Origin of the sequence: Spirosoma taeanense (assembly GCF_013127955.1) — a bacterium.
In the GTDB taxonomy this organism is placed as follows: Bacteria; Bacteroidota; Bacteroidia; order Cytophagales; family Spirosomataceae; genus Spirosoma; species Spirosoma taeanense.
In genome coordinates this window covers 4,746,440-4,769,426 of record NZ_CP053435.1, presented here as the reverse complement: position 1 = coordinate 4,769,426, position 22,987 = coordinate 4,746,440, and the positions used below count along the sequence as shown (strand labels likewise).

21 protein-coding genes are annotated in these 22,987 nt (G+C 55.2%); 20 read left to right on the top strand and 1 reads right to left on the bottom strand.

What is annotated here, in order from left to right:
* Window positions 1-17: 17 nt before the first annotated feature.
* From HNV11_RS19820 to HNV11_RS19770, 11 genes are all read left to right on the top strand, one after another.
* The gene (locus HNV11_RS19820) at window positions 18-2,492 is read left to right on the top strand and encodes an ABC transporter permease (RefSeq protein ID WP_171741318.1); all 2,475 of its coding nucleotides are present in this window, start codon (window positions 18-20) and stop codon (window positions 2,490-2,492) included.
* A 42-nt stretch (window positions 2,493-2,534) separates the two neighbouring features.
* Window positions 2,535-2,756, top strand: coding sequence for a hypothetical protein (locus tag HNV11_RS19815; protein WP_171741317.1), 222 nt, complete (start codon window positions 2,535-2,537; stop codon window positions 2,754-2,756).
* A gap of 63 nt (window positions 2,757-2,819) precedes the next feature.
* The gene (locus HNV11_RS19810) at window positions 2,820-5,258 is read left to right on the top strand and encodes an ABC transporter permease (RefSeq protein ID WP_171741316.1); all 2,439 of its coding nucleotides are present in this window, start codon (window positions 2,820-2,822) and stop codon (window positions 5,256-5,258) included.
* Window positions 5,259-5,347: 89 nt separating this feature from the next.
* Window positions 5,348-7,729: an ABC transporter permease gene (locus HNV11_RS19805; protein ID WP_171741315.1), complete on the top strand. Its 2,382-nt coding sequence runs from the start codon at window positions 5,348-5,350 to the stop codon at window positions 7,727-7,729.
* Between the two features lie 12 nt (window positions 7,730-7,741).
* Entirely contained in the window at window positions 7,742-8,035 is a 294-nt protein-coding gene (locus HNV11_RS19800) for a hypothetical protein (RefSeq protein ID WP_171741314.1), read from the top strand.
* Between the two features lie 11 nt (window positions 8,036-8,046).
* Window positions 8,047-10,485: an ABC transporter permease gene (locus HNV11_RS19795; protein ID WP_171741313.1), complete on the top strand. Its 2,439-nt coding sequence runs from the start codon at window positions 8,047-8,049 to the stop codon at window positions 10,483-10,485.
* A gap of 96 nt (window positions 10,486-10,581) precedes the next feature.
* Entirely contained in the window at window positions 10,582-11,643 is a 1,062-nt protein-coding gene (locus HNV11_RS19790; RefSeq protein ID WP_240163587.1) for a PA14 domain-containing protein, read from the top strand.
* A 265-nt stretch (window positions 11,644-11,908) separates the two neighbouring features.
* Window positions 11,909-12,958: a DUF4097 family beta strand repeat-containing protein gene (locus tag HNV11_RS19785; RefSeq protein WP_171741311.1), complete on the top strand. Its 1,050-nt coding sequence runs from the start codon at window positions 11,909-11,911 to the stop codon at window positions 12,956-12,958.
* 354 nt (window positions 12,959-13,312) lie between these two features.
* Complete coding sequence (locus tag HNV11_RS19780; protein ID WP_171741310.1) at window positions 13,313-16,279, top strand: FAD-binding and (Fe-S)-binding domain-containing protein; 2,967 nt, start codon at window positions 13,313-13,315, stop codon at window positions 16,277-16,279.
* 87 nt (window positions 16,280-16,366) lie between these two features.
* A complete protein-coding gene (locus HNV11_RS19775; RefSeq protein WP_171741309.1) occupies window positions 16,367-17,446 on the top strand; it encodes a hypothetical protein in 1,080 nt (359 codons plus the stop codon).
* A 112-nt stretch (window positions 17,447-17,558) separates the two neighbouring features.
* Window positions 17,559-18,251: a 3-keto-disaccharide hydrolase gene (locus tag HNV11_RS19770; protein WP_171741308.1), complete on the top strand. Its 693-nt coding sequence runs from the start codon at window positions 17,559-17,561 to the stop codon at window positions 18,249-18,251.
* Between the two features lie 57 nt (window positions 18,252-18,308).
* Here HNV11_RS19770 and arfB read toward each other — a convergent pair whose 3' ends face one another.
* Window positions 18,309-18,710 (bottom strand): alternative ribosome rescue aminoacyl-tRNA hydrolase ArfB, encoded by a 402-nt coding sequence (gene arfB, locus HNV11_RS19765; protein WP_171741307.1) that lies wholly within the window; start codon window positions 18,708-18,710, stop codon window positions 18,309-18,311.
* A 103-nt stretch (window positions 18,711-18,813) separates the two neighbouring features.
* Here arfB and HNV11_RS19760 point away from each other — a divergent pair, with 103 nt between their 5' ends.
* The 9 genes from HNV11_RS19760 (at window position 18,814) to HNV11_RS19720 (ending at window position 22,979) form a co-directional block, all read left to right on the top strand.
* Complete coding sequence (locus tag HNV11_RS19760) at window positions 18,814-19,149, top strand: hypothetical protein (RefSeq protein WP_171741306.1); 336 nt, start codon at window positions 18,814-18,816, stop codon at window positions 19,147-19,149.
* Between the two features lie 67 nt (window positions 19,150-19,216).
* Complete coding sequence (locus tag HNV11_RS19755; RefSeq protein ID WP_171741305.1) at window positions 19,217-19,585, top strand: hypothetical protein; 369 nt, start codon at window positions 19,217-19,219, stop codon at window positions 19,583-19,585.
* Window positions 19,586-19,596: 11 nt separating this feature from the next.
* A complete protein-coding gene (locus HNV11_RS19750; RefSeq protein WP_171741304.1) occupies window positions 19,597-19,974 on the top strand; it encodes a hypothetical protein in 378 nt (125 codons plus the stop codon).
* A 78-nt stretch (window positions 19,975-20,052) separates the two neighbouring features.
* Window positions 20,053-20,844: a hypothetical protein gene (locus HNV11_RS19745; protein WP_171741303.1), complete on the top strand. Its 792-nt coding sequence runs from the start codon at window positions 20,053-20,055 to the stop codon at window positions 20,842-20,844.
* 153 nt (window positions 20,845-20,997) lie between these two features.
* The gene (locus HNV11_RS19740; RefSeq protein WP_171741302.1) at window positions 20,998-21,360 is read left to right on the top strand and encodes a hypothetical protein; all 363 of its coding nucleotides are present in this window, start codon (window positions 20,998-21,000) and stop codon (window positions 21,358-21,360) included.
* 60 nt (window positions 21,361-21,420) lie between these two features.
* Window positions 21,421-21,759 (top strand): hypothetical protein, encoded by a 339-nt coding sequence (locus HNV11_RS19735; RefSeq protein ID WP_171741301.1) that lies wholly within the window; start codon window positions 21,421-21,423, stop codon window positions 21,757-21,759.
* A 61-nt stretch (window positions 21,760-21,820) separates the two neighbouring features.
* On the top strand, window positions 21,821-22,165 hold the full coding sequence (locus tag HNV11_RS19730) for a hypothetical protein (RefSeq protein WP_240163585.1): 345 nt from the start codon (window positions 21,821-21,823) through the stop codon (window positions 22,163-22,165).
* A 65-nt stretch (window positions 22,166-22,230) separates the two neighbouring features.
* A complete protein-coding gene (locus HNV11_RS19725; protein ID WP_171741300.1) occupies window positions 22,231-22,581 on the top strand; it encodes a hypothetical protein in 351 nt (116 codons plus the stop codon).
* A 47-nt stretch (window positions 22,582-22,628) separates the two neighbouring features.
* On the top strand, window positions 22,629-22,979 hold the full coding sequence (locus tag HNV11_RS19720) for a hypothetical protein (RefSeq protein WP_171741299.1): 351 nt from the start codon (window positions 22,629-22,631) through the stop codon (window positions 22,977-22,979).
* Window positions 22,980-22,987 lie beyond the last annotated feature (8 nt).

The window sequence follows — 22,987 nt, the reverse complement described above, 5'->3', positions numbered from 1 at the left end:
CCCTAACCCAACTAACTATGTTACGCAATTATCTGAAAATTGCCTTCCGCAATCTGCTCCACAGCAAATCCTTTTCGGCCATCAACATTCTGGGATTGTCGGTTGGTTTATCCTGCTGCATGCTATTACTGCTCTATATCCGCAGTGAACTCTCGTTCGACAAGCATCATCAGCATGCCGACAACCTGTATCTGGTCGGTTCAAAGGCGACCGTTGGTCAGAGTTCGGGGCAGGAGTTTCCAATGGCTTCGGCACCGTATGGGCCAGCGCTCGAAGCAGAGTATCCGGAGGTCGCCCAGATGGCCCGCCTGTTTGCTACGGACGACAAAGCTCTGCTACAGGTGCGTGAGCCGGGTAAGCCGCTATTGTCGTTCTACGAACCGAAAGGGTATCAGGTTGACTCGACCTTTTTTGATCTGTTTTCCTATCAGTTCACCGAAGGTAATCCCAAAACGGCCCTGAACGATCCGCACTCCGTCGTGCTTTCGGACGAGGTTGCCCAAAAACTGTTTGGGAATACAGCCGCCCTCGGCCGCATCATCCGGATCGGTGGCGAGGCTGGTAACGGGGAAGAATTCAAGGTAACGGGTGTTTACCGGAATGCAGCCGCTCACTCGCACATCGACGCCCGCTTCTTTCTGCCGCTATCTGCCGGGGGCATCGGTAGCTTCCTGCGCGAAGGACGACTGGACTTCGCCAATAACAACATGTTTCTGACCTACCTGCGGCTGCAGCCCGTGGGCGGTAAACCCGCCGACCCGAAGCCGTTAGCGGAAAAATTTCCGGCGTTCATCGAAAAATACGCCCGGGCCGACCTGAAATCGGTTGGCTTCGACCGGCAGCTGTTTCTGGTTCCGGTGCCTGATTTACATCTCTACAATGGGTTCCAGTCGGTGGTTACGCCCACCAGCAGCATGATCTATCTGTACATTCTGGGGTCCATCGCGTTGTTTACGTTGCTGATCGCCTGCATCAACTTTATGAACCTGAGTACAGCGCGCTCGGCAAAGCGGGCGGCCGAAGTCGGCGTTCGGAAGGTGATGGGTGCCGAGCAGGGGGCGCTGATTCGCCAGTTCCTGGGCGAGTCGATGGTGCTCACCTTGCTGGCCTTACTGATTGCGCTGGCGTTGGTCGCGATTTGTATGGGCCTGTTTAACCAGCTAACCGGCAAAACTCTGTCGGTGCTGGAGATGTTCGAGCCGCCGATTCTGCTTCTTTTCCTTGGTCTGGCGCTGGCTACAGGGCTCGTGGCGGGCAGCTATCCGGCCTTTTACCTGTCGATGTTCAATCCGGCCCGCGTCCTGAAAGGGGGCGCTCAGGCCGGTGGCGTAACTAACTCGCTGTCGGTAGTGGCCTTACGTCGGGGGTTGGTCGTGTTTCAGTTTATGGTGTCGGTGGCGCTGGTGCTGGCTTCGTTCGTGATTCAGGAGCAGATGCGCTACCTGCGTGAGAAACCGCTGGGTTTTACGCAGGACCAGCAGATAGCCATACCCTTCCGAAGCGCTGAATCACGGAGTGTATATACCGCCTTCCGAAGCGAGATTCTACGGAACAACCAGGTTGTTTCGGCCGCTGGTACACAGTTCTATCCGGGTATTCCCAATTACAGCGATATGGTCTTTCACCGGCCCGACCAGACGGTTGAGCAGGGACACGACATCCGCACGAACCGCGTTGATTTTGACTATCTGCAAACCGTGGGCGTTAAGCTGAAAGAGGGCCGTCTGTTCTCACGGACGTTTCCGGGCGATACCAACAACCGGATTATCGTCAACGAAGCGACCTTAAGTAAGTTTCAGATTGCGGACAACAAAGCCATTGGGCAGCGACTCAACTTTACGTGGCAGGGCGAAACTACACCGTTTGAGATTGTCGGGGTAGTGAAAGACTTTCATTTCGAAGACTTGCACAAGCGTATTGAGCCGTTCGCATTTATGCTGAATCCGCGCCCTAACTTCAACTACATTATCGTGCACGTGAATGCAGCCGATATGCAGCCTGTGCTGGCTTTTCTGGAACAGAAATGGAAATCGGTCAGCCCCGACGAACCGTTCGAGTTTACGTTCCTAAACGAAGATTTCCAGAAGAACTACCAGGCTGAAGTCCAGACCTCGCAGATTGTCCGCACGTTCACGATCATCTCTATCCTGATTTCGTGTCTGGGGCTATTCGGCCTGGCCGCCTTTGCCGCCCAGCAGCGCACTAAGGAGATTGGCGTTCGGAAAGTGCTGGGGGCTAGCGTGGGCAATATCGTGATGCTGCTGTCGAACGATTTTCTCAAACTGGTTCTGATTGCCATTCTGATTGCCTCACCCCTGGCCTGGTATGCCATGAACCGTTGGTTACAGGAGTTTGCCTACCGCATCGACATTCCGTGGTGGGTGTTCGTGATCGCGGGTGGGCTGGCGATTCTGATTGCCTTCCTTACGGTATCGTTCCAAAGTATCCGAGCCGCCCGAATGGACCCGGTGAAATCGCTTCGGGCTGAATAGGTTGCCCCTAACAAGATTGCACACTCTGTATTACGTAATATCATGAAAAAAGCCATTCTATCCGCCCTACTAACACTTTGCACAGTCAGCGTATTTGCACAAAGCAACGAATCCGACGACGTAACGGGCGTTCGGCAGGCTTGCTTTAATTATATCGATACGTTCTACAAAGCCGACACGACGCTGGCTTACCAGAGCATTCACCCCAGTCTGCAAAAAATGCTGTGGCAATCGCCACTCAAGTCGCTGCAGTCAATGAAATAAGCTGTAGACGCTCCACCAGCATTACGCTTTATTCCAACTCTCGATCCTTAACCCTTGCTGCTTATGTTACGCAATTATCTAAAAATTGCCTTTCGCAACCTGCTTCGGCATAAGTCGTTCACCTTCATTAATATTGTTGGGTTAGCGATTGGCCTTGCCTGCTGCCTGGCTATCGTTCTGTTCATTCAGGACGAGCTTCAATACGACCGGTTTAACGCGAAGGCCAACCGGATTTACCGGGTAGTTACCAGTATGAAGATGGCTGAAGGGCGCGAAGTAGACATGGCCCGGACACCGCCCGCTATCGGCCCCGCGCTGAAAGCGACCTTTCCGGAGGTTGAAGAGGCTGTGCGCATATTCTCGCTGGGAAATGGAGGAGAGGTACTGGTCAGCTTTGCGGACAAAAAATTTATGGAGCCAGACGTACTGCTGGTCGACTCTAGCTTCTTTAACGTATTCTCGTTTCCGCTCGTACGGGGTAATCCGACCAAAGCCCTGGCTGAGCCGAACTCGGTAGTTATCAGCGAGTCGATAGCGAAAAAATATTTTGGTAGCGCAGACCCGCTTAACAAAACGCTCGATGTAGCCGGGGGCCTTAAAATGCGGATTACAGGGGTTATGCAGGACGTACCCGAGCATTCGCATCTCAAAGCGACCTGTATCGGCGCATTCAGTACCATACGGTCCATTGTAGAGTCTAAACGGTTGGAAAACTGGGGCTGGCAGCAATTCTATACCTATATCGTCTTGCCCGAAAACTATGACGTAACCGCTTTTGAGCCTAAGCTAACCGCATTTACGATCGAAAAAATGCGGGACGAAGCCAAACGAGGAGGCACCCAGTATCAAAGTAGATTGCAGCCGCTCCGGGACATCTATCTGAGGTCGTCAAACCTGGAATATGACATAGTTAAAAAAGGAAACATCAATCACGTCTATGCCTTTGCCGTCATTGCCCTGTTTGCCCTGCTGATTGCCTGCTTCAACTTCATGAACCTCTCAACGGCCCTATCCATGCAGCGGGCCAAGGAAGTGGGATTACGCAAGGTTATCGGGGCCGGGCAGAGTCAGCTAGTCCGGCAGTTCCTGGGCGAATCGGTATTGCTTACGCTGCTAGCCCTGCTGGTAGGTATCGTGATTGCCCAGTTCTGGCTTTACCTGTTCAATGACTGGATGGGCAAGCATCTGTCCTTTCTGGATGCCTTAAATCCCGCTTTTATTGGTGGCGTTCTGGTAGCGACGCTGCTGGTGGGTCTGTTGGCGGGTCTATATCCGGCCTTTTTTCTGTCGGCCTTCCGCCCGATTAAGGTTCTGAAGGGCGATGTGCTGAATAATAACAGCGGAGGATACTCACTCCGCAAAACGTTGGTTGTCCTTCAGTTTGCCGTATCGACGGCATTAATCATCGGGACCGGCATTGTTTTCAGCCAGCTTAACTACATCCAGCGAAAGGACCTGGGCTTTAATCGCGAACAGGTCATTGTCCTGCCCATACGGACCGATGCCATGGCCAAAGGGTACGAGAGCATCAAGGAAGAACTGCTCCGTAATCCGAACATTAAGGCGGCTACGGCCTGCTACGGCATTCCAGGTGGGCTGTTCGCCGGCGACGGCATTCGGATTCCGGGCCGGGAGAAGGACATTTCGACCAATATGTTTCTGGTTGACCATGACTACGTGTCTACAATGGGCATGCAGGTGGTAGCCGGACGTAACTTCTCCCGGAAATTCGGAACGGATGCAGAAGAAGGGTTCATCATCAATGAAACGGCAGCCAAAACCTTTGGCTGGGGTACGCCGGCCAACGCCATCGGCAAAGAGATCATCTGGGAAAAGTGGACACCCGCTCCAACACCCGCCGATTCTATAAAACGAGGGAAAGTAGTAGGAGTCGTTCGCGATTTCAATTATAAGTCGCTCTACCAGAAAGTAGAGCCGGTCGTGCTGCATATCGCGCCGACCGAGTTTTCAAGTATCGTTGTGCGAGTGCAGCCAGAAAACATGGAGGCTTCGCTGGACTTTCTCAAAACCCAATGGCAGCGATTAGCGCCCGAGTGGCCCTTTGATTATCAGATGGTCGACGAGCAGTTTGCGGACCTGTACCGATCGGAGCAGATTTTTGGCAAGCTCTTCGGGTTGTTTACGTCGCTTTCCATTCTAATTGCCTGCTTAGGCTTGTTCGGGTTGGCTACGTTCATGGTGCAGCAGCGGTTCAAGGAAATAGGCGTCCGGAAAGTGCTGGGTGCATCGGTAGGCAGCATTGTCGCGCTGCTCTCGAAAGACTTCCTCCGGCTGGTGGTTATTGCCATTGTGCTGGCCTCGCCCATCGCCTGGTACGTCATGAATCGGTGGTTACAGGACTTTGCCTACAAGATTGACCTGGCCTGGTGGATGTTTGCGCTGGCAGGTTTGCTGGCCATTGGGATTGCTTTACTGACGGTCAGTTTCCAAAGTATCAAAGCTGCGCTGATGAATCCGGTCAAATCACTTAGGACGGAGTAACAGGAAGAAGGGAAAGAGAGGGCCGAACGGAATAAACAATTCTCTCCTCTCTTCCCCCTCCCTGTACTCCCTCTCCACCTTTTACGCCCATGTTCAACAACTACGTCAAAATAGCTCTGCGGAATTTGTGGAAACATAAGCTGTTTTCATTCATCAATATTTTCGGTCTGGCAACGGGCATGACGGTATGTTTGCTGGCGCTCATTCAGGTAAAAGACGCGCTCGAATACGACACCTTCCATCCGCACGCCGACCGGACGTATCGCATCATCACGGACGTAACTACTCCGCAGGGTGACGTAACGGCGGTGGCTACTTCGCCGTTACCGCTTGCCGAAGCGCTGCAGAAGAACTACGGTTTTGTCGAAAAAACCGCCCGCGTCTATTACAACCTAAGCGGTGAAATAACGGCGGCCCAGAAAGTCTTGCCCGCCGACGGGGCCTTTGCCGACCCGGACTTCTATACCCTGTTTGGTTTTCGGCTGCTCCTGGGCCGACCCGCTATTGAGCCGCGCACTGTCGTTCTGTCGCAGCAAACGGCCGAACGGTTTTTTGGGAAGGCCAATCCTGTTGGCCGAACGCTCTCCATGAAAGACCGGGGCTCGTTCACCATTACGGGCGTCCTGGCCACGGATAAACTGAAATCGCATCTTCATTTTGACCTCCTGGCGTCCATGGCGTCGGTGCCTTTGCTGGAACAAAGCCATCAACTTGAACCCCATCTGACCGACTGGAAAAGCCACTGGACTACCTCGACCTATACCTACGTGCTGCTCCGCGAAGGAACGGCGCGTCAGTCGTTTAAAAAGGCGCTGGCAGCCATATCGGCGCAGGGTGTACAGGCAATGGGGCCTAAGGCCGATCAGTCATATACGCTACGGTCCCAGGTCCTGTCCGGCATTTCGCCAGCCCGCGAAGAATTACGTAACAGCACCTGGGAGCCAACTTTGGGCGGTCTGCTGGCCGTTGGCGGTCTGGCGCTGGTGATTCTGTTGCTGGCAGGTTTCAACTACGTGAACCTGACGCTGGCCCGCTCGCTCAGCCGCGCCCGCGAGGTGGGAGTGCGGAAGGTTGCTGGTGCGTTACGTGCCCAGATCGTGGGGCAGTTCATGGCCGAATCAGTCCTGCTGTCCATGCTGGCGTTAGGCTTCGCTTACGTCTTCCTGACCGCCATGGAGTTGCTGCCATCGATACTACGCAGCACGCAGACTGTTCAGCGCGACGGTACGTTATGGCTGTTCTTCCTCGGCTTTGCCCTGCTGACGGGCTTCGTGGCGGGGCTGGTGCCTGCCCGCGTTTTGTCGAACTACCAGCCGGTTCAGGTATTGCGCGGCCAGTTGGGCCCGAAATTATTCCGGGGTATGGGTTTACGGAAGGGCCTGATGGTGGCGCAGTTCGTGGTGTCACTGGTGTTTATGGTATTCGTGGCGGTCATGTACCAGCAGTTTCGGTATATGGCTACGGCTTCCTACGGTTTTGACCGGGAAAACAGCCTGTCGATTTCCATTGCGTCAAAAGACTATCGGCGGCTGGCTCACTCGGTATCGCAGCTACCAGGCGTGCAGCGCGTGGCGGCTACCTCCAGTCCCCTGGGTTTCCACAGCGGCTTTACACGGCTTTCACCGGATCGGAACCGGAACTACATTCCGTCTAACATGTACTCGGTCGACCGCAATTTTGTCGACAATATGGGACTTACTTTCCTGGCTGGTCAGAACCTGCCCCGGTCGGTATCGGATTCGGCGGGGTATTTCGTGCTGCTGAACGAAAAGGCGGTTACGGCCCTGAAGTTCAAAAATGCCCAGTCGGCCGTGGGGCAACTGCTGTGGCTGGACGATAGCACCGAAGTGCAGATAGCGGGCGTACTTCAGGATTTTAACTACCAGAATCTCTCCCAGCCGTTACGTCCGCTGATGCTGCGTTACCAGCCCGACGAGTTTCACTACCTCAATGTTAAGGTTGAGCCGAGTGCCCGGGTGGGCGTGATTCCGGCGCTGGAACAGGCCTGGAAGCAGCTCAATCCGCATGAGCCATTTACCTGGCAATGGGTCGATGACGAACTCTATAACCACCATCTGCACCTCGACGATCTGTCAGTTTCCGGCCTGCTGGTGTTCATGGCTCTGTCGATTGCCTGCCTGGGTTTGCTGGGAATGGTTACGTATTCAACGACGACCCGAATCAAGGAAGTCGGCATCCGAAAAATAATGGGAGCAAATGTCGCACAGATCGTTACGCTTTTATCGCGGGATTTTGTGCGGTTACTGCTGCTGGCGGGCGCCATCGCGCTGCCGCTGGGTTACGCAGCCGGGCGTTTGTTTCTGCACGAATTTGCGCACCATATCGACATTAGTGTCGGTCTGCTTGGCAGTTGTTTGGGCGTCATGCTCCTGGTTGGTAGCCTAACCATCGGCTGGCGAACGTACCGGGCCGCGCTGACGGACCCCGTCAAGAATTTACGGACCGAATAAACCTGTATTCCTATGTCTTACATCGCTATTCCCATCCCGAACCTGCCCGGTAAGCAGGACATCGAAATCGAAGTAACCATCAACGGGCAGAAACAGGCGCTCCATTACCGGGTGGAGTTGTTTTACTGGGGTGACTGCACCGTTCCGACCTTCGACCGGGTCGATTGCATTCGTCAGCACCTGGCTCAGTACGATCGGGACTGGACGCTCTATTACATCGGCTCGCCCACCGACGAGTTCGTGCCGGTTACGTTCGTGAAGAAAGAAGATTTAGTGAAGCAGAAGCAGCTAATGACAATGAGTTAAACACAACTGCTATGCTCTATAACTACGTTAAGATTGCCGTCCGTAAGCTGTGGCGGGCACCTTTATACAGCCTGCTCAACACGGGCGGGCTGGCCCTCGGCATCGCGGCTTTTCTGCTCATCCTGGAATACATCAGTTTCGAACGCAGCTATAACCAGTTCCATACGCAACTGCCTACGCTCTACCGCGTGCTGATGCAGAACAAAGACGGTGATGTCTGGACGGATATGGCCCCGGCCCTGGCCCCGCTCGGGAGTCGGCAGTTTTCGGACGTCCGGGCGTTTTGCCGCGTAGCTGAGTCGGCTGCGGATGGCATCGTTACGTATGGCTCAGGTAATGGCAAGTCAGTGCGAAAATCATTCCGTGAAAGCGATATTGCCTATGCCGATGGGAGTTTCTTTACGCTCTTCAGCTTTCCGGTTCTTCGGGGACGAGCCGCAGCGGCCCTGAACCAGCCCAACACGGTCGCTATCTCGGCGACGCAGGCCCGGAAATATTTTGGGAATGACGAACCGGTTGGCCAGATTCTGACGCTGAACAACCAGTTCGGGCAGACGCCCTATACCGTTTCGGCGGTGTATGCCGATATGCCCGCCAACTCCGATCTGCGTTTCGACATGGTGTTCTCGCTCGAAACGCTGGCGAATCCGGCTAACCTCAACGGCAATAGCTGGGCACGGCTGGATGCGTTCGATGGCTCATACGTAACCACTTTCCTGGCTTTAACGCCGGACGCCAGTTACCAGTCGCTGACAGATAATTTTAACGCTTTCTGGAAGAAACAGCGCCCTGACGACCAGAATCGGATTCTGCTTCAGCCGGCGACAAACATGCACCTGGCGGCTTCGTTGAGCGATCCGTACAGGACAACGGGTAACCTGGGCTTTGTGTATCTGCTCGGTGGTATCGCCGTGCTGATTCTGGCCATTGCGTGGTTCAACTACATTAATTTGTCAACGGCTGGCGCCTTGAAACGGGCGAAAGAGGTCGGCGTTCGCAAGGTTGTCGGCGCCGGACAAGGACAGTTGATTTCGCAGTTTCTGGGTGAATCAACGCTGCTCAATGCGGCAGGCTTCGGACTGGCGCTGCTGCTCGTTGGCATGTTTCAGGGGCTGTTTAACCAACTGGTTCAGAAAGAATTGTCGCTGGCAATCCTGATGACGAACCAGTTCTGGCTTCTGGGGCTGGGGTTACTGGTCGTCGGGGCACTTGCCTCGGGTGGCTATACAGCCTTCGTGCTATCGTCGTTTCAGCCAATTCATACGCTTAAAAATGCCTCGGTTCGCAGTACGCAGGGCGGGCTGCTCCGCCAAACGCTGGTGGTGTTTCAGTTCGCCGTATCGGTCATACTGATTATCGGGACGGTCGTGTTGTACCGCCAACTGCTGTTCATGCAAAATCAGAACCTCGGTTTAAGTCTGGCGCAGCGCGTGGTTATTAAAGGTCCTGAGGTAGGCAAGGACGACTCCTTCCGGCAGCGGGCGGCCGCCCTCCAGCACGATCTGGATCAGTTACCCTATATCACGAACGTTTCCAACACCGGCATTGTACCGGGCAATTCATACAACTTCACCGCCAGCGGCATCACCAGACAAAACCCTCGCCCAGATGATGAGAAGAAGGGTTACGCCATGGGTATCATTGACGACCGCTTTCTGACAACGTACAGCATTGCCTTAGCGGCTGGCGCAAACTTCACGCCCGCGCAGTGTGATGCGGGCTGGGAGAAAAGCGCCAAAGTGATGGTGAATGAGCGGGCCGTCCGCCAGTTGGGATTCGCATCCGCGCAGGCTGCGGTTGGTCAGATTATCAACTGGGGGAAGCCTTACGAGATCGTTGGTGTTGTGAAAGACTACCATCACCAATCCCTGCGTGAAGTGATCGAGCCGGTTATTTTCCTGCCGCGCAGTTATGGCGGTAACCTGACTGTTCAGTTGGCTACCAGCCAGATGCAAGCAAAACTAAGCGAGCTGGAACGGCTCTATAAAGCCAGTTTTCCGGGTAATCCGTTCGAATTTTTCTTCGTCGATGAGCAGTACAATCAGCAGTACCAGGCTGAGCAGCAATACGGCAGAATCTTCACGACGGCTTCCTTGCTGGCTATCTTCCTTGCCTGCCTGGGCCTGTTTGGCTTGGCGACCTATGCCACCGAGCAGCGGACCAAAGAGATTGGCGTTCGGAAAGTGCTGGGCGCATCGGTAGGCAGTATTGTCGCGCTGCTCTCAACGGATTTTCTCAGGCTCGTTCTGATCGCCATCCTGATTGCCTCGCCCCTGGCCTGGTATGCCATGCACCGCTGGTTACAGGAATTTGCCTATAAAATTGACCTGGCCTGGTGGATGTTTGCCGGGGCGGGCCTGCTGGCGATAGGAATTGCCTTGCTGACAATCGGTTTCCGGAGCGTAAAAGCCGCTCTGGCAAATCCCGTGAACAGTCTGCGAACAGAGTAGATTGGCCAACAAACGGAAGGAGTCCGCATCGTCTTTACCAACCAGAGCTGTAACCCCTATCTGGCTATGAAAACCGGAATCGTTTTCCTCTGTACAATGCTTGTACTGATGGCAGCCGCCAGAGCGCAGCCGGGCCTGAAAGGAGAATATTACAACGGGACCAATTTCGAACGAAAGGTCCTGACGCGTATTGACCCGCAGCTCAGCTTTACATGGAAAGCGCATAGTCCCGGTCCGGGCGTCGATCAGTCGTATTATTCCGTACGCTGGACGGGAAAGCTGCTGGCACCGGCGTCGGGCCGCTATACGTTCTTTGCCAAAGTGGATGACGGCATCCGGATATGGGTCGGCAATCAGAAAGTGATGGACGTATGGCGGCTGAACGACTCTAAAAACTTCACCGGCAGTGTGGTACTGCAGGCGGGGCACTATTATGACCTGAAGATTGAATACTTCAACGACATGCTGGGGGGCGTTATTGACCTGTTCTGGCAACGGCCCGACGCTGAGGTAAGTGTTCTGGATCGATTTCGTGGACCGGGTGAGCCGATTACCGCCCGCTATTTCCGGCAATCAGCTCCGGCCATTACCCTCCCGTCCGGGTCTGTCGCACCAGCACCAAAGGTCGCTTCGGTTTCGTCGCCTGAACCGGTTCGCAAACGCCCGGTAGCGCTGGTAAAATCGGTATCTGAACCCACAACGACCAAACCGCCCGTCAAAAAGCCAGTCATGACGGATCAGCCCGTTGCCAGTACGGTTGTGGTGGCCGATGTGCCGGTTCGCCGGGAGGTAGCGGAACCTGCGCCCGAATTGCCGCCAGGCGAGACGTTTGTGTTACGTCATGTGAAGTTTGAGCAAAGCAGTTACGTATTGCTGCCCGAATCGACGGCTGAACTGGACAGGCTGGTTCAGACACTCAATAAGAATCCGCAGTGGCGAATAGAGGTCGCGGGCCATACTGATAACGTGGGCGATCCGCGTCTGAACCTGGCGCTATCCGAAAACCGGGCGAAAGTGGTTGCGGCTTACCTCATCCGTCACGGTATCGCCGACGACCGAATTGAGCCCAGGGGTTACGGCAGTACCCGACCGGTGGCTGATAACCAGGTTGAGCATGAGCGCGTCAAAAACCGGCGCGTAGAGATAACGGTTCGCTAAAAATAGTAGTGGCAACCGCTGGCGTTTGCACTGCTTGGTGGGGGTATCGCCTAAAAAAGTTGCCAGAGAAGAAGCACCATGAACCGCTGAAGACGTAATGATCTCATCTAGTTACGAAATAATGTTTATTGTTGACTATCAATATGTTGTTAGTTTTGATGTAGCCCTTGATACTGACCAGGAAGAACATTTATAACTGGTTCAGGCCACCCGGTGCAACCTTCGTACCCGAAAGGACATCTTTACGCCATAACCAGGTAAATCTATGAAACGCAATCAGTTCCTCCTGACCTTACTGAGTGCCGGCGTTGTATCGCTGACCTCATTTATCTTCCCAAATCAGCATCGCAATGACGATACGCCTTACTTGACCAAGACCTACTCCGGCAATATTTCCGCTGTTCGGGCCGAAACGTCGGGCGGTAGTCTGACCGTAGAGGGAGGCACCGACCGCAACGCGAAAATTGAAATGTATGTTCGGGCTAATAACTCAAATGACAAGTTAGATAAAGCCGAACTGGAAGATCGGCTTAAAGACTACGACATCACTATTGCGCAGGAGGGAAGTACGCTGGTAGCCACCGCCAGGCGTCGGAGCAACACCAACGACTGGAAGCATGCATTGAGCATCAGCTTTAAGTTTTATACACCCCGCAACCTCACTACGGATCTGCGCACCTCGGGGGGGAGCATCCATCTGTCGGCCCTGAACGGTAAACAGCGGTTCCGCACCAGTGGCGGCAGCCTGCACCTGACCGACGTGGAAGGGGACATCAACGGCCAGACCTCCGGGGGCAGCATACACCTCGACCGCTGCCGGAAAGATATCGACCTGCAAACGTCGGGTGGGTCAATTCATGCCAGCGCGTCGTCGGGCAATATGCGACTGCACACGTCGGGCGGCAGCATCGAGCTGAACAACCTGAAAGGCGATATTGATGCGCAGACCAGCGGAGGCAGTGTTCGGGGTAGCGATATCGAAGGCGAGATCAAAGCCGGAACGTCGGGCGGATCGGTGCGGCTCGCTAACGTAGCGGGCAGCGTCGATGCCAGTACCAGCGCGGGCAGCGTAGAGGTCAGCATTGCCAGACTGGGCGAATACGTCCGGCTGAATACCAGCGTCGGCAGCATCCGGGTGAAGATGCCGCTCAATAAAGGCCTGGACCTGAACCTGAGTGGCAACCGGGTTGACGTCGGTACGTTGTCCAACTTCAGCGGCTCCGTCGAAAAAGATCATGTTCGGGGTAAGCTAAATGGGGGCGGTATTGCCGTCAATATCTCAGCCAGCAACGGCAGCGTCTATCTGAATCAATAAGAGATAGAGCCATCACGAATGGGGTGCAGGTACCGGGCAGGTCGTCCAGTGCCTGCACTCCATTTTATGTTTACAGGTAGGAGCTACCTCCTGCTTCGGCTTATGCGGGTTAATCCCTGCTGACATGTATCGGTAGTTTCGTGGATGGGCAGCGCTGGCAGGCACTTGATCCGGACCGGAGTTGCGTCGGACGTTTTCCTTTTTCGTACCTTTATGAAACAATAATCCGTATGGTTATTGCTTTTCTGTTTCCGGCTGGCACCCGCTTCGTAAACCAACGTAATCCGTACCGAGCCGGAGAATTAAGCAAGATTAATCGTTCCGGTCTTTCCCGAAAAGCCAGAACCCCCGTCTATGTTTCGCCTGACGCCCAAACCGCCCTTTCCTACGTTACAGCCTTCGTTCGAGGGCGACCTGTATTTCGATGAATCGCCCGAACATACTGCCCAGCGGGTGCTTTACGCGACAGATGCGTCGGTATATCAGGAAATGCCGGTGGCGGTGGCCCTGCCTAAATCCGTTGCCGACATCAAGCGGCTACTGCGGTTTGCGCAGACCAATAGCCTGGGGCTGATTCCACGCGCGGCTGGAACGTCGCTGGCGGGACAGGTCGTTGGCAGCGGGATTGTCGTCGATATTTCCAAGTACTTCGGACAGATTCTGGAGGTGAACGCGCCGGCGCAGTGGGTGCGCGTGCAGCCGGGGGTTATCCGCGATGATCTCAACGCGTTCCTCAAGCCGCACGGTCTGCTGTTTGGCCCCGAAACGTCCACGGCCAGCCGGGCCATGATCGGCGGTATGATCGGCAATAACTCCTGTGGCCTACACTCGATTATCTGGGGCACCACCCGCGATCACCTGCTGGAAGTTCGGGCGGTGCTGAGCGACGGAGCCGAAGTAACGTTCGGGCCGCTTACCCGGTTGCAGTTCGAGGCCAAATGCCGGGGCGAAAACGTCGTCAGTCCGCTCGAACAGCGGCTTTACGTTCAGTTCCGCGACTGGCTGTCGGATACTGCCGTCCAGAAAAATATCCGCGACGGCTATCCCAAACCGACCGTAACGCGCCGGAATACGGGTTACGCGCTGGATGCCCTGCTTCCTTTTTTCCAGGCCGAGGCTCCGTTCAATTTTGCGCATTTGATTGCCGGTTCGGAGGGTACGCTTTGCTTTATTACCGAAGCCAAACTGAATCTGCTGCCGCTGCCGCCGAAAGAAACGGCCCTGGTCTGCGCTCATTTCAATACCATCCGGCAGTCGCTGGAAGCGAATCTGGTGGCGCTGGCGCACGGCTGCTCGGCTTCCGAACTGGTGGACGATTACATCCTGCAACTCACCAAAACTAACATTGAGCAGGCCAAGAACCGCTATTTTGTTGAAGGCGACCCGAAGGCAATCCTGATGGTTGAGTTTTTTGATGAAACAGCGGAAGGCGTTGCGCAGCGGGCCGACGCGTTTGTTCATGCCCTGCGGGAAAAAGAGTTAGGTTACGCCTACCCGGTTCTGTTCGACGAAGACACGAAAAAACCCTGGGCGTTACGTAAGGCGGGCCTGAGTATCATGTACAATATTCCCGGCGACGATAAACCGGCCAATGTGGTTGAGGATACGGCCGTTGATGTAAACGACCTGCCCGACTACATTGACGAGCTGGACCGCATGGCCTGGGAGCAGCACGGCCTGAAACTGGAATATTCGGCCCATGCCGGAGCCGGTGAAATCCACGCGCTACCGCTCATCAACCTGAAGTCTTCCGAAGGACGGGCCAAGTTCCGGGCCTTGCTGATGGATACGGCCCAACTGGTGAAAAAATACGGCGGCTCGCTGTCGGGCGAACACGGCGACGGGCGGCTGCGGGGCGAGTGCATCGCGTTCATGCTCGGCCCCGAAAATTATCTGCTCTGCAAAGTCGTCAAAACGCTCTGGGACCCGCACAATACGTTCAATCCCGGCAAGGTGGTCGATACGCCCCCCATGAACGAGTCGTTACGTTCGGAAGCCGACGTAGTCGTGCCGCAACCCAAAACCATTTTTGATTTTTCGCGGGATGGCGGCTTGCTCGAACTGGCCGAAAAGTGCTCGGGTTCGGGCGACTGCCGGAAAACCGAAATTTCGGGTGGAACAATGTGCCCCAGCTATATGGCCACCCGGCGCGAACGCGATACGACCCGGGCGCGGGCCAACATCCTGCGGCACTTTTATACGAACCAGGAAAAACCTGCCTACCGCGACTACGAAGCCGTCAACGAGGTACTGGACCTGTGCCTGTCCTGCAAAGGCTGCAAGGCGGAATGCCCCAGCAGTGTCGATATGACCCGTATGAAGGCCGAGTTCATCCAGCAGCAATATGCCGAACGGGGCGTTCCGATCCGGTCCCGGCTGGTTGGAAACTTTACCCGCCTGATGTCGCTGGCGAGTCTGGCACCCTGGGCCTACAACGCCATGTACAATACCCCTGCGATCCGGCGCATGGCGAACCGCGCCGTTGGTTTTCATCCCGAGCGGACCATGCCCGAGCTGGCCCGCACAACCCTGCGGCACTGGGCGAAGGGCCGGGGGCAGGGCGCGAATAAGGTTGTACCCAGGCCATCGGCTCCAGGCCCTCTGCTGTTCTGCGACGAGTTTACCAACTACAACGACGTGGAAGTTGGCCAGAAAGCCATTCAGTTGCTGGAGCGATTAGGCTACAGCGTCCGTATTCCGGAGCATGTCGAGAGTGGCCGGACGTATCTGTCGAAAGGTCTGGTCGAAGATGCCCGGAAGATTGCCATTCGGAACGTAACCCTGCTCAAAGACCTCGTTACCGACGAAACGCCCCTGATTGGTCTGGAGCCATCGGCTATCCTGACGTTCCGCGACGAGTACCCCGATCTGGTCCCGACCGAGCTGAAAGCCGACGCGCAGCGTATCGCCAGAAATACCTTTCTATTTGAAGAATGGCTGGCTAGCGAAGCTGATGCCGGACGGATTGACCGGAGCCTGTTCACGACCGAAGCGCGTCAGGTAAAAGTACACGGCCATTGCCACCAGAAAGCCCTGTCGAGCATGGTGCCGGTCAAGAAAGTGCTGTCGTTACCTAAAAATTATTCGGTGCAGCTGATTCCATCCGGTTGCTGCGGCATGGCCGGTTCATTCGGTTACGAGGCCGAGCATTACGATCTGTCGATGCAGATTGGCGAGCTGGTGTTATTTCCGGCGGTGCGGAACACAACCGAATCCGTTATCATTTCGGCAGCCGGAACGTCCTGTCGTCACCAGATCAAGGACGGTACCGGCCGGAAAGCGCAGCACCCGGCGGAGATCCTGTTCGACGCACTCAAGTAATACTGAGATATTATCGGTGCGGCTTGAGGGCCTCAAACCTTTTCTGTCTCCGGTGGTTTTCCATAGACCAAAACATTCACAACGATCATGGAAAACAACGCAAATCTTTCCGATGGCGCCAGACAGGCCGACAACGTTTCGAGCGAACACGCTGAAACCATGTTCAGTGCCGATCAAGCCGAAACCAACATGGTAAAGTTGGTGGATGGCAAACTGGTCCCGATCGGAGATACAGACGCCGACGTTTCGGATGACATGCCCCGCATTCGGGTGGGCAGCGACGAGGAACGGGCCTTACAGGGTGATGACAAGAAAAAATACGAAAACTCGGATGCCGCTCTGCGGGCGGGTACGATGTTCGACCCAAGCGTGATGCCCGACGATCCGATTGCCGTGGGCGATATTACGGGTAATCCCGATGCGGGCGCAACGGTCAATACAGGTCTGCCTTCCGAAGACGAACCGAATGGTCGCACCGAACAGCGTAATGATGCTACGCCAACGACCACGTTCGGGTTGTGGCAGGTGGCGAATGGCAGTTATGTGCCATCTGTCGTCTATCCTTCGGGCGACATGATTCCGCCAACGCCGGGTACGCCCGGCGATCCGACACAGCCTGTGCCGGGTATCCCCGAAACACCGCCCTACAATCCCGATCCGGGACCGGAGATACCCGACCTGCCGGGTACGCCACAGCCGAAGCAGCCCGAAATCCAGGAGCCCGATCAGCCCGATCGTTCGCATGAGATTAACGCCCGCTCAGTCCGGCAGGCTGGTGAAAGCGCTTTAAATTTTGTTACGTTTACGGCGGGGCCACCGATGCCCCCCTCGTCGGCCGACGACCTGATACCGGGCGCGGCTGTGCCTGGGAACCAGTATCAGGGTTTAGCCGCTGCACCCGACGATCAGGGAATGGAAGTTAAGCCGGATACCGGTGATTCGGCGCGCCCGTACGACGTAAACGCAAAAGATGCAGACGAGTATCAGCCGGGTGAGCGGCCTGAAGAAGGTCAGGAAGCCCAGCAGCTGCCCCGCGAAATGATGGACGAAAGCAGCGTGACGGCTCAGGACATGATTCAGGGTAACGACCGCTCTGATCAGAAGTCAACCGAAGGTCTGGACCGGAAATACAACGATCCGGAAGCCGCCCGTGAAATGGCGACCTAGGTGCGCAGATGAGCGCATAGTTTCCAATCCGAAATCCCTTAGCCAGCGATTTAGAAAATCATAGGCTAAGGGATTTTTTATACCTTTAACCCGTAAAACATTCCGGAAGCTCATGAAAAAATTCCTTCTTCCCTGCTTGCTACTCAGCACAATGGTGTTTGCCGCGCCCCCCATCAAGAAACCTAAATGGACGTCGCTGTTCGACGGAAAGGCCATTAAAGGCTGGCACAGCTACCATAAAGACGGGGTCGTTGGCTGGTCTGTTGAGGACGGAACCATGACACCCGATGGTACGGGGGGCGACCTCGTAACGGATAAGGAATACGAAAACTTTGAACTGGAGTTCGATTTCAAAATTCCGAAGGGCAGCAACAGCGGGGTTGTGTATAAAGTAATCGACAGCCCGGATATCAAATCAACCTACATGTCGGGACCGGAGTATCAGGTTATCGACGACAAAGGGTATCTGGATGGCGAAGGCAAGCCGTATAAACTCAAAGACAGCCAGCTGACGGGGGCCAATTACGACGTTCAGCCGCCCTCTGATATGAATGCCGCAAAGCCAGCGGGCGAATGGAACAAAGGCCGGATTGTGGTGAACAATAATCACGTTGAACACTACCTCAACGGTAAGAAAGTCGTTGAGTATGAGTACGGAACCGACCAGTGGAAAGAAATGGTCGCCAAAAGCAAATTTGCCAGCTGGCCTTACGCTACGCCACATGCTAAAGGCAAAATCGCTCTGCAAAATCACAGCCCTAAAGAGCGCGTCTGGTACCGCAACATCCAGATCCGCGAGCTGTAAAATTGAATTCTTACCAAATCGGCCCCGACACATCGGGGCCGATTTGGTTTACCGGGCTTAGTAATCCACTTTTCGGCGTCCTTCCTTTACCTCTCCTTTTCGCTTTTTCCCGGCGATACGCTCCGCTACCGATGCCTTCGAGGGTTTTGTGGCTTTCCGGGGCTTTGGCTTTTCAAAAGCCTTTTCAATGAGCCGATAAAACTTCTGCGTTACCTTCTCTTTATTGGCCAGCTGTGTCCGTTCGGTCTGGTGGGTCAGCACCAGCTCACCCTCGGTCGTTAGTTTAGTAGCCAGCTTATCTTCCAGGACAGCCCGCTCCGCATCGGTCAGCAGGGGCGACTGGCGAACGTTGAACCGTAACTCCGCCTTCGTGGCTACTTTGTTGACATTCTGACCACCGGCCCCCCCGCTGCGGGCAAACTGATACTGCACGTCGGGTAGTAAACGAGTCGCGTCCATTCGAATTCGATTCAGTCAATAGGTTTTGTGTGAAAACAGGCACTCCAAAGAACAATCCATACGGAGAGCGGTTCTTTAAATCAAAACTAATTGATTCAACGTTATGGCACACGCTCATCCGTCGGCGATGCTCGAAGGGACGTTGCAGACCCTGCAGCAACGGGATCTGCAACCCGCGACCGGCGCCGATTTAATTAAAGACTGGATCTCAGTTCTCAATCATACGGACGGTGCCGAACCAGCCGCACGAGGCCTGCAGGCGCTCTACGATGAACTGAGTAATATGCAGCCTGATGCCGACCGCGTCCGCAACCTGCTCAATCAGGTGGCTCAGCAGACCGAACACCTGTCGCGCTCAGCCGAAGGTCATTACACCAATTCATTGAAGCAACTGGCCGATTTACTGCGCTCGTTCGCACAGGATCTGGGCGCGCTTTGAGCCCCGGGCGTCAGCGCCACGCGTCTGCTCTGTATTAGTCAACAAAACCCCGAACAACAATACACACATGGCACAGCACGATCAGAAAATAGACTCGATCCTGGACAATACGCTACAGATGCTGAGTGGTGGCGCACCCGCAACGTCGCCCGATGAAGGCGTCAATCTGATTCAGGACTGGATTGGCGTGGTGCGCTCGGACGTAAGCACGCAATGGGTGGCGGAGCCGCTCGAGAAGCTTCGCGATGCACTCAACAACAACGATATGCGAACGGTGGAGCGCGTTATGCGGGATCTCGCCGGGGCAACCATTGACCTGGGTAATAATGCTGCCGATGGAGCCTATAAACAGCAACTGCAGAACCTGTCCACGGCCCTGAACGATTTTGCGCGGGGTCTATATGGAGCTGGCTCTGTTCAATCAGGTAATCAATAAACCTAATTCCGATGATCTCGAAAGACCAAAACCAGATTTCGCTCATCGAGCAGACGGTGAACACGTTTGAAGGTGCCATTGACGATACAACGGCTACCGACGGGCTGTCGCTGATTGACCAGTGGCTCAACCGGCTCGACGAGACCGGTGATGAAGTGACCGACGATATTGCCGATACGCTTGAAAGTCTGCGGGCCGAACTCGACACCTTACAGCGGCATAACAGACCCGACAATCAGCGCATTGCGACGCTGCTGCAGGATCTGATCGACCAGACGCAGAAAGTAGCGGCCTCGGCCGAAGCCAGCGCCGAACAGGTCGAACTCGCGCAGCTGATTGCTACGCTCGAAAATCTGCACCGGCAGGTAACCGGTTCCATTAATCAATAAACCAATCAGTCCGGTAAAGCAGGGCTTCGGACGAAGAACGCAATCGGGCCTGCTTTCCCAGTTAACCGCGATTATTCTATGGCACTTGACCAACACGCTTCGAACCTGATTACGACCACCATCAACGCCTTTAATGGCGATGCAACGAGCATTTCGCCGATGGATGGTATTTCGCTCATTGACAGCTGGATCAGCGCTTTGCGCAACAGCGACCAGAACAGTACCGATACGGTCGCCAGCGGCCTGAGCGATCTAAAAGCTGAACTCCAGAGCGGCAACCCCGATGGTGACCATATATCGGAGCTACTGCGCGACCTGATTGATCAGGTAGAATCGGCCGCTGATTCAGCCGAAACGGATGTGCAAACCCGGCTGAAGGCGCTGGTAGAAGCGCTTCAGGGCTTTGCCGATCAGATGAGCGGTTCTGCCGGTCCGGCCAGGACGGGCGGGCAGGCACCCATGACCAGCACCGTTGGCGGAGAATCGACGACTAGCGGCACCGGCGCGTCGGCGTTCGGCACCAATCATGACGACGACCTGTCGAACCGCAGCACGGGCGGTACGGTCAGCACCAACGACTCCGCTATGGGTATGGATGATACCACCGGCAGCGATGGCGGCATGAGCGCAACCACGGGCAGTTCGTCGGGGATGGGCGAAGAGGAGGGAGAATCGGAGAGCGGCAGCGCCTACGGGGCTTCATCGGGCGACAGTGGCCGGCCGCAGGATGGTGGTCCCTATGGTTCGGGCTACGGTACCGGCTCCAACGGGGACGATTACAGCGCCAATTCCGGTACGCAGCGCTCCGGAGTTTCGGGCGGTACGGCCGATTCGGGCAGCGGCTCATCGGGAGGGCGATCCCAGTATTAATTGAACAGGAAGAGTGGCTGCGTGAACAGTAGACGGCCCTGACCCGGGCAGGCTCGTTCATGCAGCCACTCTTTTACGGACCGGCAAACAAACCGGTAGCAGACTGGTTTTATTCTGACATAACAAAACCGCTTGGGCGGTACTCAACGAATTATGGCTAATCAACATTCTCAAACGAACGGCTCATCGGCAACTACGCTGATTGACGATACCATCCGGGCTTTCGATCAGGGTCAGGCAGCTTCGCCCCAGGAAGGCATGTCGCTGATTACTGACTGGTTTTCATCCATTAAAAATAACCATACCGCCGGCGACGTCATGGAGCCGCTGCGGGCGCTACACGAAGAGCTTCAAACCGGTGCGCCGAATCCTACCCGGCTGCAGAACCTGCTGAACCAGTTGGCCGATCAAACTGAGCAGATGGCAACCAAAACCGAAGGAGACGTGCCTTCGCGGCTGACAACGCTCGCAACCGCCCTGCGCAACTTCGCGGGTCAATTTTCAACCGTATCGTAAAGCGGTACGATTTGGGGCCGAAGTACCCGGCAATGTAAGACTCGTTGAATTTGACAAACCATGGCATCACACGCATTAGATCAACGTCTGTTTGAGCAGACAACCGGCGGCCTGGGCGACGTAACGTCGGCTTCACCCGCCGATGGCGTAACCCTCATCAATGGCTGGCTGAAAGTCATTGAAGGTAATACCAGCACCGAAATCGTTGAAGGTCGGTTGAAAGAGTTACGCGGACAATTACAATTCGCTAACCCGGACCCGGACCGGATTCGTGACCTGTTGCTTACGCTGGCTGACCATACGTCGCAGATTGCACAGGGAACGAATATTCAGGAGCAAACCGCTGGCAAGCTCGAAAATGTAGCAACGTCGCTGCGGTTGTTTGCCGCCCAACTTTAATAATTTCCAGTCCGCCGACTCGCGAAAGTCGGCGGACTGGTTAGGTTGTACTCTGAAAATTATGGGATCGAACATACTCGAAGAGCGAATGCTCGAGGATACGCTGGTAACCTTCCGGGACGCTGATCAGGCCGGACTTTCGCCGGCTCAGGGCGTCATGCTCATCGACGGCTGGCTGCAGGCGTTACAGGGTAACCCAAAACTGAGTCAGCTCGAAGGTTCGTTCAACGAGTTGCGGGCCGAATTGCAGGCTTCGCAACCTAACAATGAACATGTTCGGCAGGTGATAGAGCGACTGGCCGGTCAGGCACAGCAGGCCGCCGAAGCTTCGGGCGCTGAAGGGAACTGGACGGGTAATCTGGAAAGTCTGGCAGCGTTTCTACGGAATCTCGGCCGTAAATTATAACCTGTTTTGTAGCGGTTACAGCCCATTGCCCGACTGTTTTTTAGACCTATTTCATTCACGATACTATGCAAGGAGCAGAAAACACACTAGAACACCGGATGCTGACCGACACGCTGGGGGCGTTCGGGGATGGGAATACCACCATGCTCACTCCTGAGCGGGGCATATTGCTGATCGAAGGCTGGCTGAACCCCTTACGGGGCGACGTCGGTGCCGAACGGATTGTAGCAGAACTGGAAATGCTGCGGGACCTCCTGAAATCGGGGGATCTGGACGGGGATAAAATCCGGCTGCTGCTGCTGAATATGGCCAGTCATACGTCGGCTATTTCGCACGAACCCGTCGTTGAAGAGGCCGACGCCCGTCAGCTTCGGCAACTGGCCACTGCCTTACGTAACTTCGCCAGTCAGTTCTGATGGACGGCCACTAATGGTTTCCTGATTTTACTCAATCCTTTACGACCATGCTCAATCACGAAGAATCAACCGATCTGCTCGACTCAACGATGGGTGTTCTGGAGGCCGATCTGATCAATGCTACGCCCCAGAACGGCACGGGAATTATTGACCAGTGGCTGGAAGAACTGCGGCAAAGCGATAACACGGTCGAGATTGCTGATACGCTCGAACGGGTGAAAACCCAGTTGCGCAGCGACCAAATCAACTCCGGTGAGCTGAGCAGCCTGTTGGAAACGCTGGCTACGCAAACCGTTGAGTTCAGTACGCGGATGGGGTCGGAAGGTGATATTGCCTACCGGCTCGAAGGTCTGGCGTCGGCTCTACGTTCAATGGCCGGCCAGTTACACAAGCGGTAACCTCTGCT

Coding starts and splice junctions, on each gene's coding strand:
- HNV11_RS19785 (WP_171741311.1), top strand. CDS start 11,909: ATGAAACGCAATCAGTTCCTCCTGACCTTACTGAGTGCCGGCGTTGTA.
- HNV11_RS19780 (WP_171741310.1), top strand. CDS start 13,313: ATGTTTCGCCTGACGCCCAAACCGCCCTTTCCTACGTTACAGCCTTCG.
- HNV11_RS19800 (WP_171741314.1), top strand. CDS start 7,742: ATGTCTTACATCGCTATTCCCATCCCGAACCTGCCCGGTAAGCAGGAC.
- HNV11_RS19810 (WP_171741316.1), top strand. CDS start 2,820: ATGTTACGCAATTATCTAAAAATTGCCTTTCGCAACCTGCTTCGGCAT.
- HNV11_RS19775 (WP_171741309.1), top strand. CDS start 16,367: ATGGAAAACAACGCAAATCTTTCCGATGGCGCCAGACAGGCCGACAAC.
- HNV11_RS19760 (WP_171741306.1), top strand. CDS start 18,814: ATGGCACACGCTCATCCGTCGGCGATGCTCGAAGGGACGTTGCAGACC.
- HNV11_RS19795 (WP_171741313.1), top strand. CDS start 8,047: ATGCTCTATAACTACGTTAAGATTGCCGTCCGTAAGCTGTGGCGGGCA.
- HNV11_RS19745 (WP_171741303.1), top strand. CDS start 20,053: ATGGCACTTGACCAACACGCTTCGAACCTGATTACGACCACCATCAAC.
- HNV11_RS19720 (WP_171741299.1), top strand. CDS start 22,629: ATGCTCAATCACGAAGAATCAACCGATCTGCTCGACTCAACGATGGGT.
- HNV11_RS19735 (WP_171741301.1), top strand. CDS start 21,421: ATGGCATCACACGCATTAGATCAACGTCTGTTTGAGCAGACAACCGGC.
- HNV11_RS19815 (WP_171741317.1), top strand. CDS start 2,535: ATGAAAAAAGCCATTCTATCCGCCCTACTAACACTTTGCACAGTCAGC.
- HNV11_RS19770 (WP_171741308.1), top strand. CDS start 17,559: ATGAAAAAATTCCTTCTTCCCTGCTTGCTACTCAGCACAATGGTGTTT.
- HNV11_RS19725 (WP_171741300.1), top strand. CDS start 22,231: ATGCAAGGAGCAGAAAACACACTAGAACACCGGATGCTGACCGACACG.
- HNV11_RS19790 (WP_240163587.1), top strand. CDS start 10,582: ATGCTTGTACTGATGGCAGCCGCCAGAGCGCAGCCGGGCCTGAAAGGA.
- HNV11_RS19755 (WP_171741305.1), top strand. CDS start 19,217: ATGGCACAGCACGATCAGAAAATAGACTCGATCCTGGACAATACGCTA.
- HNV11_RS19805 (WP_171741315.1), top strand. CDS start 5,348: ATGTTCAACAACTACGTCAAAATAGCTCTGCGGAATTTGTGGAAACAT.
- HNV11_RS19820 (WP_171741318.1), top strand. CDS start 18: ATGTTACGCAATTATCTGAAAATTGCCTTCCGCAATCTGCTCCACAGC.
- arfB (WP_171741307.1), bottom strand. CDS start 18,710: ATGGACGCGACTCGTTTACTACCCGACGTGCAGTATCAGTTTGCCCGC.
- HNV11_RS19740 (WP_171741302.1), top strand. CDS start 20,998: ATGGCTAATCAACATTCTCAAACGAACGGCTCATCGGCAACTACGCTG.
- HNV11_RS19730 (WP_240163585.1), top strand. CDS start 21,821: ATGGGATCGAACATACTCGAAGAGCGAATGCTCGAGGATACGCTGGTA.
- HNV11_RS19750 (WP_171741304.1), top strand. CDS start 19,597: ATGATCTCGAAAGACCAAAACCAGATTTCGCTCATCGAGCAGACGGTG.